This window comes from Roseateles albus (genome assembly GCF_028595345.1).
GTDB lineage: Bacteria > Pseudomonadota > Gammaproteobacteria > Burkholderiales > Burkholderiaceae_C > Paucibacter_A > Paucibacter_A albus.
Genome location: NZ_JAQQXT010000003.1, coordinates 287,426 through 301,655, shown reverse-complemented (window position 1 = coordinate 301,655; position 14,230 = coordinate 287,426). Strand labels below are relative to the sequence as shown.

Genomic DNA, 14,230 nt, shown 5'->3' with positions numbered 1-14,230 from the left:
GCATAGTTCAGCGCTGGCTCGCAGCCCGCTGCGCCCACGCACACAGAATTTACCCAAGCAAACAGAGATCTAGAACCCATGAAGCTTCACGTCCGCCCCTTGCTCAAGGTCGCCCTGGCGACTGCCCTGGCCCTGGCCGGCCAAGCCGCCTTCGCCCAAGCCTTTGACGCTGCGCGCATCTACGGCGCAATTCCAGAACGCGATGGCGGGGCCGTAGGCCTGGGCGTCTTCACCGGTCAAAAATACCTCGGCTCCCGCGAAACTCGCACGATGCCGGTTCCCGTCATCGACTACCAATGGAGCAACGGCTTCTTCGCCGGCACCGGCAACGGTTTGGGGCTGAATTTCTCCAAACAGCCCAATATCAGCTACGGCCTGCGCATCACCGCCGACTTCGGACGCGACGAGGACCTGGATGCGAATCTGAACGGCATGGGTGACATTAAGGCCCGGCCCGAGTTCGGCGGCTTCCTCAACTACAACCTTGACCGCAGCTTTGTGCTGACCTCCTCGCTACGCTATGGCGCCGGCAACGACAGGAAAGACATGCAGCTGGACCTCGGTGCGGTTTACTCGACCATGTTGGCCCCGCAGTGGCGTATCGGCGTTGGCGCCGCCGTCACCCTGGTCAATGCGGACTATACGCAGACGAATTTCGGCGTGAGCGCCGCACAGTCGGCTCGCAGTGGCCACGCGGTGTACTCACCGGGCGCCGGACTGCGTGATGTGCGCGCCAACCTCTCGCTGACCTATGCAATCAACCAGCGCACGGCCATCACCACAGCGCTGTCCGCCCGCGCGCTGCAAGGCGACGCCAAAGACAGCCCCATTACCCGGAAAGCGAACAGCCTGGGCGGCGGCGTAGTCGGTACCTATTTGTTCTGACGCTCAAGCAGCGCTGCGACCCGCCAACCAGGCCGCAGCACCCTCACCGGCCACCCGCCCGCTGGCCATGCTGGCGCTGAGCAGATAGCCGCCGGTCGGGGCCTCCCAGTCCAGCATCTCGCCGGCACAAAACACGCCCGGCAGCTGCTTCAACATCAGCCCCGCCGTCAGCGCTTCCAGGCGCACGCCGCCGGCGGTGCTGATGGCCTCGGCCACCGGCCGCGCCGCTACCAAGCGCAGCGGCAAGCGTTTCAAAGTCGCAGCCAGGGTGGCCGGATCGCCGTACTGTTCTTTGCTCAGAACCTCGCGCAAGAGGCCGGCCTTCAAGCCCTCGATGCCGAGCCGGCTTTTCAGATGCGTGGACAGCGAGCGCGGCCCGCGTGGGCGCGCCACCTCGGCGGCCACGAAGTCCACGCTGCGATCGGGCAACAAGTCCAGATGAATCAAGGCCTGGCCGAACTCGGCAATTTCTTCGCGCAGCAAGGCGCTGGCGGCATAGACCAAGGAGCCCTCGATGCCGTCCTCGGTGATGACGAACTCACCTTGGCGCGCAAACTGCCGGCCGGTCTGGCCCTCAAAATGCAAGGCTACCGGCTTGACCGGCAGGCCGGCAAAACGCGCGGTAAAAAGCTCACTCCAGCCTATAGGCGCCACGGCTTGATCAAGGCTCGGGTCTTGCCTGGCCCCAAGCTCAAAGCCGCAATTGGCCGCGCGCAGCGGAGCAATCTCAACGCCGCGTTGCGCCAGCAAGGGCGCCCACGCGCCATTGGAGCCCAGCTGTGGCCAAGAGGCGCCGCCCAGCGCCAGCACCACGACATCGGGTTTGGTCACCAGCGTCTCGCCGCCTTCGCCAGCGAAGCGCAGGCCACCGTCTTCCGCCCAGCCCAGCCAGCGCTTGCGCATATGAAACCGCACGCCAGCCTCGCGCAGCCGGTGCAACCAAGCGCGCAGCAAGGGCGCGGCTTTCATCGACGTCGGGAAGACGCGCCCCGAACTGCCTACAAAAGTCTCGACGCCCAACTCTGCGGCCCAAGCACGCAAGCCCGGCCCATCCAATTCGTTCAACCAAGCCGCCACCGAGTTGCTGCGCTCGGCAAAGCGCGAATCAAACAAAGGCCGGTCTTCTGAGTGGGTCAGATTGAGCCCGCCTTTGCCCGCCAGCAAAAACTTGCGGCCGACCGAGGCCATCGCGTCATAGACATCCACCTCCACGCCCGCTGCGCGCAGCCGCTCGGCCGCCATCAAGCCTGCCGGGCCGCCACCGATGACGATGGCTGATTTTGACGAAGGGCTGGGCTGGGACATGAGGCGCTTTCTACGGAAACTGAGGCGGCAGTGTGCCAGATCAGGCCAGCGGCAGAATCACCGAGAACCGCGTACCCACCCCGACCTCGCTCTGCACCTCGATGCGGCCCCGGTGTTTTTCAACAATCTTCTTGACGATGTCCAAGCCCAAGCCACTGCCTTCGCCGGCCGGCTTGGTGGTGAAGAAGGGCTCGAAAATCCGACTGCGGATGGCCTCAGGAATGCCGCAGCCTGTATCGCCGACCGACACCACCAAGGCCTCGGCTTCCCGCCCGATCGAAATCGTGAGCACACCCCGATGCTGCATCGCCTGCAGCGCGTTGTGGATCAAATTGGTCCAGACCTGATTCAGCTCGTCGGGCAGGCAGGGCAAGAGCGGCAGGTCCGGCTCGTACCGGCGAATCAGTCCGCATCCTTGCTGGAGCTGATGTTGATAAATCGTCAGCACCGTCTCAATGCTCTCGACCAGGTCGGTCGGCCGCAACTCGCCGCTGTTGTCAACGCGCGAAAAACTCTTCAGCGCGAAAACAATCTTGGCGACCCGCTCGACCGCTGTGTTGATATTGCTCGCACTGCGCACCACCGTGGAGACGCCCTGCACCGCCTGCAGAATTCGTTCACGCAGCGGGTGGCGCAGCAGCGGCAGCAGCGCCGCAGGAACCGTCGTCAAGCCCATTTGCCCCAGCATGGCGGCCAGCGCACGCGCATCCGCCAAGCCGGCCTGTTCCAAGGCGGCCGTCAAGCCCTTCACCACGGCCCGCTCCTCGCGCGAACTCAGCAATGGGCTCGCGCGGCTGGCTTGTTCGATCAAATCGCCGAACAAGGCTTGGCTGGGAGCGTCCAGCATTTGCAAGAGCGGCGGCAGACCGGCGAGGGTGTCGGACAAGGACTCGACGATGGTCGCGCCGCTGGACTTGATGGCGCCGATCGGCGTGTTGATCTCATGCGCGACATTGGCCACCAACTGGCCCAGCGAGGCCATTTTTTCGGACTGGATCAACTGCGCCTGCGCCTCGGCATTGGCCAGCGCGATAGCGCCGTAGGCGCACAGCGTCCGGAAGATCGCGACCTCGCGCTCGCCATAGGCCTGCGGGCGTTGCGACTGTATCGTCATCACGCCCAACAAGCGCTCACCCACCATCAAAGGTGCGTACATCAAGCTCTGGGTCGCTGCCGTGCCCGCGACGAACATCCCATCGGCGCCGGAGGGGTCGACATTGACGACAATTTCCCGCCGCTCGCGTGCGCAGAGCGGCACGCGGCCCTCACTAGAGTCCAAACGGGTGACGCGTTGTGGCAACGTGACGCCGTCTTCCACACCGAACACCGTCCGTAGCGTCTGGCCATCGATTTCAAGCCGAAAAACCACAAAGGCGAAAGCATCCAGCAAGGCGTGCACATGGCTATCGAGTGCGGCAATGATTGCGGTCGCTTCCAGGTTGCCGGTGATGTCGCGGCCGATTGCGCCGAGTTGCTCCAGTGTGAAGTTGGCCTGCTCAAGCGTCGCTGCCCTATCGGCATGGGCAAGAGCGAGCAAGCGCTGCTTTTCGCCCTCGGCCTGCGCCCGCTCGGTCTGGTGCTGTACCTGCAGTGCGATGGCGCGCTTGCTGGCGTCCTGGCTGTGGGTTTTTTCGCGCGCCTCGGCGGCTTGCAGGCTGAAGTCGTAGGCCCGAGCATGATCGCCGGCCTTGGCGTATTCGCTCGCCAGGCTCGACAGCAAGTCGGCAGGCACCGTGTAACCTTCTACTTGCGCGGCGACATCCAGGGCCAGGTGCAGATAGTGCAAGGCCGGGCTGAGCGCGGTCACAGCTTGCTTCAGCAGTTGCGGGTGTGTGCTCAAGATCTCGGCCACCGCCTGCATAGCGGCAATACGCAAGGTCGTACCGACGCGCCGCCCATCTAAGGCCAACATCGCTGCGCTGATGGCCTGCGCCGGGTCCCCAGCAGCCAGCAGCGCGCGCGCCTGCCCGACTCGCGCCTGACAAAGCAGGTCGGGCGCGTCCAATGCAATAGCCTTTTGCTCCGCCCTTCGCAGCGCCTCCAGCGCAAGATCGAATTGCCCGCAAGCCAACTCAAGCTCGCCCAAGTTCCGCAAAGCCATCGCATAGTTTCTTGACTCGGCCTGCGAAGCCAGCATTTGCATGCCCTCTTGCAGCAATTCGCGGGCCACATCGTAACGTTTCAAGCGCTGAAAAATTTCGCCGGTGTTTATCAAGGCCGGCCCAATCGCCACCCGCAAACCGCATCGGCGGGTCAGACTCAGTCCACGTTGGCTCCATTCCAGCGCGGCCTCGAAATCATTGAGCTCCTTGAAACCGACGCTGATGTTGCCTGCAATACCGGCGGCTCGAACCATTTGCCCGCTGACCAAGGCGTGCTCATGGGCCTCAATGAATTTCAGAATCGCCTGCCCGGCATCACCCGACATTCCGGCCAACAAGCCCTCGATATTTTTGGTGGCGGTGATGGCGAGCGGAGGGTAATCGGGCGCGCCGACTAGCCTGCGGTGCGCCCAAGACTTCTTGGCCGCCACCACGTCTTGAAAAATCAATTCATAGATCAAGCCTAGCTCGGCAAGCTCAAGACGCAGCGGGTCAAGCCCGGCCGCCGCTGCGGCCATCGCCTGATGCTCGGCATCGCTTCGTGGCCCGTCACCCTGCCCTCGAGCAATCAGCGCGCGCAAAAAGTGCGCGTCGGCGCGGCCGATCTCATCGTCGAGGGCCTCGAACTCGGCCAGGGCCTGCTGCGCCGAGCGAACAGCGTCATCCATCTCGGTTTGCTGAACGCTGATGCAGCCGCGAATCAAGCGCAGGCGAGCGTGCCCACTGCGCAACACAGCATCGGGCCAAACGCCGCCGTCCAGCACTTGCTCCGCGTCGCCGCACAGCCCCAATGCGCGGGACGAGTCGCGCTCGCGCAAATGCCAAGCCAGCTCGATCAACGCCGGCAAACGCTCGGCCCCACTGGCCGCCTGCAGCGTCGCCTCCATCTGCGCGACGGCCCCATCGGCGGCAAAGAACTCCAGCATGGGCACAGCGCTGGCCATCTCACTCAGTCCTTGTGCTCGGGGCAATCGCAACGCACCAGCCGCTCGCTCAGGGCCTGCGTCTCGGCGCGCAGCTGCGCGATCTCCTCGGCCGTCTGCCTGGCCTGCGCATAGGCGCCGGCGGCGCTGTTGACGGTCATCACAAGATCGGCGTTATTAAAAGGCTTTTCCAGGAAGCGATACAGTCTGGCCTCATTGATCGCGCGCCTGACGCCGTTCAAATCACTCTGCCCGGTCAGCATGATCTTGACCGTGTCCGGCGAGCGCTCATGCAGCCGCACCAGCAACTCGTCGCCCTTCATGCCCGGCATGATGTAGTCGGCGATCACGACGGCCAGGGCCTGCCCATCTTTATGCAGATCATCGGCAATCTCCAGCGCCTCTTCGCCGCTTTCGGCAATCTCGATGGTGGCGCCGGCACCCGCATGTTTGCTCAGCAAGGAGCGCAGAGCGCTCAGCACCGTGCTGTCATCGTCGACACAAAGAATGGTGGTATTTCCCATCACAATTACCCCTGTATATTCGAAGAATTATTCAACTCGCCGCCGGCCACCAGACCCAGTCCAGCGGGCTTGATGTCCAGCGGCAGATAGACAGAAAAAGTCGTTCCCACCCCGACCTCGCTGGCTACCTCGATCCGACCCTGGTGTTTGTCGACAATCTTCTTGACGATATCCAGGCCCAGACCACTGCCCTCGCCGACCGGCTTGGTGGTGAAGAAGGGATCAAAAATGCGGCCGCGGATTGCCTCCGGGATGCCGCAGCCGCTGTCGCCGACCGACACCAGCAGCTCCGCACTGCCGTCGCGCCGGATCGTGATGGTCAAGACACCCTGATGCTGCATCGCCTGCAGCGCGTTGTGGATCAGATTGGTCCATATCTGGTTCAGCTCATCGGGCAGACAGGGCAAGAGCGGAAGATCCTCTTCATAACGCCGAATGACATCGCATCCCTGCTTGATCTGATTCTGATAAATCGTCAGCACCGTTTCGATGCTCTCGGCCAGGTCGGTCGGCCGCATTTCACCGCTCTTGTCGACGCGCGAAAAGCTCTTCAGGGCAAACACGATTTTGGCCACCCGCTCGACCGCCGTGTTGATATTGGCGGCGCTGCGCACCACCGTGGAGACACTCTGCACCGCCCGCAGGATGCGCTCGCGTTGTGGGTGGCGCAGCAAGACCACCGTGTCCGCTGGAATCGTCGTCAAGCCCATTTGAGCAAGCAAGGTTGCCAGCGCCCACCCATCCTCCAAGCCACTCTGGGCTAGCTCCGCTGCCAAACCCTTCACGATCACGCGCTCCTCACGCGAACTCAACAGCGGGCTGACCCGACTCGCTTGCTCAATCAATGCGCCGACCAAGGCCTGGCTTGTCGCGTCCAGCGTTTGCAGCAAGGGCGGCAGGCCGGCCAAGGTGTCCGACAGCGACTCGACGATGGTCGCACCGCTGGACTTGATGGCACCGATTGGCGTGTTGATCTCATGCGCCACATTGGCCACCAACTGGCCCAGGGAGACCATCTTCTCCGACTGAATCAGCTGCGCCTGGGTCTGGCGCAAATCGTGCAAAGCTCGATTGGCTTCGGCACGCGCCGCCTGCGCTTCGGCATAGGCGTAAGCGTTATCGAGCGCGATGGCACTGTAGGCGCAGAGCGAACGAAAGATCGAGCGTTCACGTTCAGCATAGGCTTTCACACGTTCCGACTGAATCGACATCACGCCCAGCAGTCGCCCGCCGACCAGCAGCGGCGCGAACAGCAGGCTGCGGGTCTCGCGCGTGCCGGCAATCAAAGCGGGCAGTGGCGTGCTGTCCTCGATGTCGATCAAGAACTCCTCACGCTCGCGCGCGCAACGCGCCGAAAACGAACGCGGGTCATCGATCGAGTAACGCATGCCGGGCAGACGCCGGCCGTCCTCGACGGCAAAGATCGAGGCCAGATGTTGGCCATCGGCTTCGAGCGCATAGGCCGACAGGCTGTACAGATCGAGCAGGCTGTTGGCATGGCGCAGCAAGGTCGCAAAAATGGCATCGGCATTCAGGCTGGCGGTGATCTCGCGGCCGATCAGGCCCAGCGCTTCGAGCGTGGCAGCGGCCTGTTGCAGGCCCTCGGCCCGCTCCGTCTCGACTCGGCTCAAGCGGCGCAATTGTTCGGCTTCGTGACGCAGGCTTTCGGTTTCATGGCGAACCTGCAGCGCGACGGCGCGGTTGCTGGCCTGCTGGCTGTGGATGCGCTCGCGCGCGCCCCCCGCTTCCAAGGCCAAGCGGTAGGCCTGCTGCCCGTCACCGGCCTGGGCGTACGCGGCCGCCGCCTCTTCCAGCAAGGCGACCGGCAGCACGAAGTCTTGCAGGCCACGCGCCAAGGTCAGCGCCTCTTGCAGGTAATGCAGCACGACGCTGTCGGCGGCAACACCCGGAGGTGGAGGCAAGACATGTTGCCGATGCAGCCCGGCCAAGATGCGCAAGACTTCCAGACGCCAGAGCGGATTGCCTGCTTCCTGCGCCAGCGCCAAGGCACGGTCTATCGTCTGCATGGCCTGCTCGGGCCGATTCAATTGAGCCAGCGCCTGGGTTTGCACACCCAAGGCCTGCACCAGTTGCTCTCGCAGACCGAGAGTCCGGGCCGTGCTCTCACATTCCTGCGCCCAACTCAGTGCGGCGTCGCCATCACAGATGTCCACCGCAAGAGCCGCCAGAGAGCCCTGGACCAGCGCCAGGAAAGAGCTGGCTTTCGACGTCGTCTTGGCGATGGCCAAGGCCTCCTCCAACATCGCTTGCGCCTCCGGATAGCGCCCGAGCAAGCGCAGCAGGTTGCCACTCACTTCCAGACCTCGCCCAACACGAGCCGCCCATCGCCTCACGCGCGCCAGGTTCAAGCCCCGTTCGGCCCATTCAAGCCCGAGGTTGAGGTCATTCAGATCGGTAAAACCGTTGCTGGCATTGAAGGCCAACACGCAGGCCAGGCTCAGTTGCCCACTGGCCTCGGCCTTGGCATAGGCTTGCAGGAACAAGCGCGCCGCCGCACCGGAATCGCCGGCCATGCCGTTGACGAGAGCACGCGCCGCCAGCAACCAACTGTCGACAGCCGCATGGCGCGCTGCGGCTTGCTCCGGGAAGTCGCGCTCCAGCCCGAGTCTCACCTGCTCGCCATCACTAAAGGCGGCATGAAACAAGGAGCAGGCCAGTGCAGCCTCCAGTCGGACGCCGTCGCCGGCCGCGCGGTAATGCGCCTGCGCCGCTTGATTGCAAACATGCGCGCGCGCCGGCTCACCGAGCCCTAGCCACAGCATTTGCTCCAGCCATTGCGCATCACCCAGCCCCAAGGTATCGGTCGAATTTTCAAAAACGCTGACTGCACGCGCCAACAAAACCTCGGCCGCGGCCATGTCACCGATCAGGTGCTGGATTTCGGCCCGCAGCAAATCAAGCCGCCCAAGGTAGCTGCTGCGACTGGCCTCGGCCAGGCCGCCCGTCTGGCCGGCCGACCATCCGTCGGGCTGCGCCAAAAGCAAGTCCTGCGCCTGCTCGGCCAGAGCGAGGGCCCGGTCGCCGTCCCGCTGGCGCAATTGCCATGCCAAAGCCACCAAGGCAGGCAGGCGTTGCGCCGGATGCTGGGCCGCTTGAAGCGCTGACTCCAACTGAGCAAGGGCGTCGTCGGTGGCAAAGAACTCGAGCTGCTGTGTCGTCATGTCGCGGCTCCCGCGAGGGGCAAATAGACCGAAAAGGTCGTGCCCACGCCGACTTCGCTTTGCACCTCGATGCGACCCCGGTGTTTATCAACAATCTTCTTGACGATGTCCAAGCCCAAGCCACTGCCCTCGCCGGCCGGCTTGGTGGTAAAGAAGGGCTCGAAAACACGGCTGCGAATGGCCTCAGGAATGCCGCAGCCGGTATCGCCGACCGACACTACCAAGGCCTCGGCCTCCCGCTCGATCGAGATCGTCAACACGCCCTGATGCTGCATCGCCTGCAGCGCGTTGTGGATCAAATTGGTCCAGACCTGATTCAACTCGTCGGGCAGGCAGGGCAAGAGCGGCAGATTCGGCTCGTAGCGGCGAATCAGCTCGCATCCTTGCTGGAGCTGGTTCTGATAAATCGTCAGCACGGTCTCTATGCTCTCGACCAGGTCGGTCGGCCGCAACTCGCCGCTTTTGTCAACGCGCGAAAAACTCTTCAGCGCGAAAACAATCTTGGCGACTCGCTCAACCGCCTGGTTGATATTGGCAGCACTGCGCACCACCGTCGACACACCCTGCACCGCCTGCAGAATTCGCTCGCGCCCCGGATGGCGCAGCAGCGGCAAGATCGCCTCGGGGAGGCTGTTCAAGCCCATTTGCGCCAGCAGCGTGGCCAGCGTTCGTCCATCCTCCAGCCCGGCCTGCGCCAAGGCGGCCGTCAATCCTTTCACCACCACCCGCTCCTCGCGCGAACTCAGCAAGGGGCAAGCGCGGCTGGCTTGTTCGATCAAGTCTGCAAACAGCCCTTGGCTGCCTGCATCCAAGCTTTGCAGCAAGGGCGGCAGGCCGGCCAGGGTGTCCGACAAGGACTCGACGATGGTCGCGCCACTGGACTTGATGGCGCCGATCGGCGTGTTGATTTCATGCGCGACATTGGCCACCAACTGACCCAAAGAGGCCATCTTCTCGGACTGGATCAGCTGTGCCTGCGCCTCGGCATTGGCCAGCGCAATCGCACCGTAGGCGCACAGCGTTCGGAAGATCGCCACCTCGCGCTCGCCATAGGCCTGCGGGCGCGGCGACTGAATCGTCATCACGCCCATCAGGCGCTCGCCCACCAGCAAGGGCGCGAACATCAGACTCCGGTTCTTGACCGTACCCGGTATGGCATAGGAGTCTTCGGGCCGTACATCAACGACGACTTCGCGCCGCTCGCGGGCACACAGCGGTGCGCGGCCCTCGCTCGCATCCAGGCGGGTGGCGCATTTCGGCAACGTGACGCCGTCCTCCACGCCAAAGACAGTGCTGAGGGTCTGACCATCGATTTCAAGTCGATAGATCTGAAAGGTAAAGGCATCCAGCAAGGCATGAACATGGCGATCCAAGGCGGCAATGATGGCCGCCGCCTCCAGGTTGCCGGTGATGTCGCGGCCAACAGCACCGAGTTGCTCCAGCGTGGCGTTGGCCAGTTCCAGAGTGTCTGCCCGCTCGGCCTGGGCAATAACAAGTTGCCGCTGGTGTTCGAGGTCGGCCAAAGCCTTGTCGGTTTCATGCTTGACCTGCATGGCTATGGCACGGTTGACCCCCTCCTTGTTATGGGTCACATCCCGCGCCGCCGCAGCCTTTTTTCCGAACTCAAACGCCCTGCGGAAGTCCCCAATATTTGCGTATTCCTGAGCTACTGCGTCAAACAATTCGCCGGACACGGTGTAGCCCTCCATGGTCGCGGCTGTGTCGATCGCCAAATGCAAATAGTGCAATGCCGGGCTGGCGGCTATGTGTGGAGGCGCCTCAACAGAAAACGATCCATGAATGCCAGCAATGGTTTGCAAGGCCACAATTTGATAGGCAGCTTGTGCCTGGGCGGAGGCTGTGACTTGGGCAATGATGGAAAGCGCCTGCTCAGGTCTGCCTAGACCCATATGGGCTTGGGCCCGCCCAATCCAGGCACCGGCCTTCAAGTTTGGATCGTCGAGTGCAATTGCACGGGGCTCCAACAAACCAAAGGTGTGAAGCGCGTCGGCGTAGTCCTTACACCCGATCTCAGCTTCACCCAAATAGAGCAGTGCTATGGCATAACTTCTGGACGTGGAAGTTGGCGCCAGAATGGCGAGCGCTTCATGCAACATATCGCGTGCAGCTGAGAAACGGTGCAAATCTTTCAGCGCTGCCGCAACCGAATACAGTGCTACGCCAATGCTTGGGGTCCAGCCGGTACCTCGGGCCAGATTCAAGGCCTGCTGACTCCATTCAAGGCCCGTCCCGAAGTCATTGAGATTGCCAAACGCGCCCGCAACGTTTGTCGCGTCGATGACAGCGTTACGAACCTGTCCTGTGGCAATCGCGAATTGGTAAGCTGCAATACGGTGCTTAGCTTCCGTGCCGAAGTCTGCAGCAACAGAGGCGATTGCAGCAAGCACGATTTCAATTCGATACGCCACAAGGGGATGCACAACGTGAGTCCGCCCCTGTTCATGTATCCGCCAGCATTGTTTGGCGGCATCGGCGGCGTCGGCAAGCTCCAACTGTTCAAGCGCCAATTGCGCCGCGATGTGGCGTACCTCGTCGGACCCGGCAGCAGCAGTAACCGCCGCTTGCAGGGCCGACTTTCTGCCGGCCTTATCGCTTTGACTGAGCGCTATACAAGACAGCAACCATTGTGCGTCGGCGCTGCCCACCTTGTCACTCAACACGGCGAAGCCGTGCAAGGCCGACTCGGCCAGGACCCGGCCGCCGGAAAAATCGCCAAACAGCCAGTTGGCCTCGCCACGAATCAGTTGCAGACGTGCCTTTATTCGAGTTTGCTCGAAATCGTGCAAACCACCGCTGGCAAGCAATGCATCGGCCTCATCCGCTAGCGCCAAGGCCCGGTTGGTATCACGCTGGCGCAATTGCCAGGCCAAAGCCACCAAGGCCGGCAGGCGTTGCGCCGGATGCTGGGCCGCTTGCAGCGCCGCCTCCAACTGAGCAAGAGCATCGTCGGTGGCAAAGAACTCGAGCTGCTGTGTCGTCATGTCGCGGCTCCCGCGAGAGGCAAGTAGACCGAGAAGGTCGTGCCCACGCCCACTTCGCTTTGCACCTCGATGCGGCCGCCATGCTTGTCGATGATCTTCTTGACGATGTCCAAGCCCAGCCCGCTGCCCTCACCGACCGGCTTGGTGGTGAAAAACGCGTCGAATATGCGCGCCCGAATCGTCTCCGGAATGCCGCATCCACTGTCACCAATCGAGACCACTGCCGCGTCGCCCAGCCGGCGCAAGCCCAGCGTCAACACACCTTGATGTTGCATCGCCTGCAAAGCGTTATGGACCAGATTGGTCCAGACCTGGTTGAGCTCATCGGGCAGGCATTGCACCGCCGGCATGGGCTCGAAATTGAGCACCACTTCGATGCCCTGTTTGATCTGGTTTTGATACAGCACCAGCACCGTCTCGAGGCCGTCTTGCAAGTTCGTAGCCACCATCTCGCCGCTGGCATCTTGGCGCGAATAGGCCTTCAAGGCGAAGACGATTTTGGCCACGCGGCTGACCGCCAAATTGATATTGGCGACACCGCTGATCAGCTTGGCCAAGCATTGCGCGCGGCCAAGAATCATGGCTGACTGCGGATGTTGCAGCAGAGGCAGATAGTCGCGCCACGCCTCATGCGCGTTCAGCTGCACGATCAGGTCGGCCTTGGCCCGCGCATCATCAAGCTGCGCCAGCTCCAACTGCTTGGTCAGCTCGCGCACCAGCACGCGCTCCTCGCGGCTGCTCAAGACCTCGGCCTTGCCGCTCAGGTGCGAGGTCAAGGTGGAAAACATCTGACGCGTCGCCTCATCAAGGACGGCAAAACGCGGCGCACCGTCTTGAAACTCCTGGATTGCCTCGGCGATGCTTTCGCCACTCGACTTCACCGCCGCGATCGGGGTGTTGATCTCATGCGCCACATTGGCAACCAATTGCCCCAGCGAGGCCATCTTTTCGGACTGGATCAACTGCGACTGCGCCGAACGCAAGTCGGCCAGTGAGCTCTCAAGCGCGGCCGTGCGCTCCAACACCTTGCGCTCCAGCGACTGATTCAACTCTTCCTGCCGATGCTCGGCAATTGTCAACTGCTCGTTTTGCTGCTCGATCAGCCCAATCTTGCCCGCTATCGTCACCTGCATGCGCTGAAAACTGGCACTCAGGCGCCCAATCTCGTCGCGCGCGGGCATCGCCGGGTCTGGCCCCGGCTCGTCCACCGAGCCCTGTTCTGAGCCCCGCGCCGACGCGACTACCGCTACTGGCGCTACCGGCGCCGCAGCGTACTGCCGCGCCAAAGCCTCGGCCTCGGCCGTCAACTGATTGATAGGCCCGGTGAGCCGATAAGAAAAATACACAGCCGCGACCACACCTGAAATCAAGGCCAGCAAACCGATACCGGCGCCCAGCATCAGCGGCAATCTTGTGGTGGCTTGAATATCTTGATTTGACGCCACCCCAACAATGGCCAAGGGCTGGCCTTTGAGCTGGGTTTGGCGCAACACGACCGAGCCACATTGCTCGGGTATATTTTCAAAATTCTTCCAGTTTGCCGAGCAATCGAGAAAATCAAACCATTCCGTCCCTGCGGAACTGCCCGGTGTTGCCACGCTGACACCTTGTTTGGCCGACAACATGGCGATGGAGATAAAACCATGCGCGCCTATCTTGGCACCCGAAAACAGTTTCTTTTGAATCTTATCCAGGTCAAGTGCCAGCACCACATAAGTCCCCTCTCGCACGACGCCATCTTTCTTCAAAGCGCGTTTCATCAGCAATGTGCCTGTGGTGCTGGCAGACCCGGTGTGGTTTGAGCTTAAATCCAAAACCTGCACGCCGGCCAGCGGCAACTGCTGCAAGGCCTGAAAATCCGGCATCAAGCCCTGATTCTCGTCACCCACGCCATACTCACCCGCATGATCGTAAATAACGCGGCCATCTTGAATAATCAAAACATTCAAGAATAATGCTTCCTGTTCAATTATTTTTTCAAAATATTGACGCAAACTGGGAATGAATACCGAGGCCAATGCGGCGTCATTCAACACCGCATCCAAAACCGGGGCGCCCATCCAGAGGCTGACTCGGTCTTCCATCGACTTCAAATATTCCTCAAGTATCTTCGTACTGTGCTCGGTATCTTGAATCAATTGCAGCCGCACCTGCTGCTCCAACACCCTCGCCGTCATCAAGGAAATAGCCAAAGTCAGGCTGAGCGCCACCACAGCAATAATGAGGCCCAAGCCGACAATCAGCTTGAGCCTGATCGATTGTGCGATGGCGCTACTGGCGCGCAAATTCATCCAACTCACTTACTGG

The 14,230-nt window shown here is 62.1% G+C and carries 7 protein-coding genes; 1 reads left to right on the top strand and 6 read right to left on the bottom strand.

Features of this window, described 5'->3' with window-relative positions; all coding sequences use genetic code 11:
* The first annotated feature begins 78 nt into the window (after positions 1-78).
* The gene (locus tag PRZ03_RS06635) at positions 79-885 is read left to right on the top strand and encodes a MipA/OmpV family protein (protein WP_273599563.1); all 807 of its coding nucleotides are present in this window, start codon (positions 79-81) and stop codon (positions 883-885) included.
* Positions 886-888: 3 nt separating this feature from the next.
* Here PRZ03_RS06635 and PRZ03_RS06630 read toward each other — a convergent pair whose 3' ends face one another.
* Genes PRZ03_RS06630 through PRZ03_RS06605 form a run of 6 tightly spaced genes read right to left on the bottom strand, consistent with a single transcriptional unit; the run spans position 889 to position 14,214 of the window.
* On the bottom strand, positions 889-2,190 hold the full coding sequence (locus PRZ03_RS06630) for a TIGR03862 family flavoprotein (protein WP_273599562.1): 1,302 nt from the start codon (positions 2,188-2,190) through the stop codon (positions 889-891).
* A 40-nt stretch (positions 2,191-2,230) separates the two neighbouring features.
* Positions 2,231-5,236, bottom strand: a complete 3,006-nt coding sequence (locus tag PRZ03_RS06625) for an ATP-binding protein (RefSeq protein ID WP_273599561.1) — start codon at positions 5,234-5,236, stop codon at positions 2,231-2,233.
* 5 nt (positions 5,237-5,241) lie between these two features.
* Positions 5,242-5,739: a response regulator gene (locus tag PRZ03_RS06620; RefSeq protein WP_273599560.1), complete on the bottom strand. Its 498-nt coding sequence runs from the start codon at positions 5,737-5,739 to the stop codon at positions 5,242-5,244.
* 5 nt (positions 5,740-5,744) lie between these two features.
* Entirely contained in the window at positions 5,745-8,921 is a 3,177-nt protein-coding gene (locus PRZ03_RS06615) for an ATP-binding protein (RefSeq protein ID WP_273599559.1), read from the bottom strand.
* The gene (locus tag PRZ03_RS06610) at positions 8,918-11,923 is read right to left on the bottom strand and encodes an ATP-binding protein (protein WP_273599558.1); all 3,006 of its coding nucleotides are present in this window, start codon (positions 11,921-11,923) and stop codon (positions 8,918-8,920) included. Before PRZ03_RS06610 ends, PRZ03_RS06615 begins: the two co-directional genes overlap by 4 nt.
* Positions 11,920-14,214, bottom strand: coding sequence for a sensor histidine kinase (locus PRZ03_RS06605; RefSeq protein ID WP_273599707.1), 2,295 nt, complete (start codon positions 14,212-14,214; stop codon positions 11,920-11,922). Before PRZ03_RS06605 ends, PRZ03_RS06610 begins: the two co-directional genes overlap by 4 nt.
* Between the last annotated feature and the right edge of the window lie 16 nt (positions 14,215-14,230).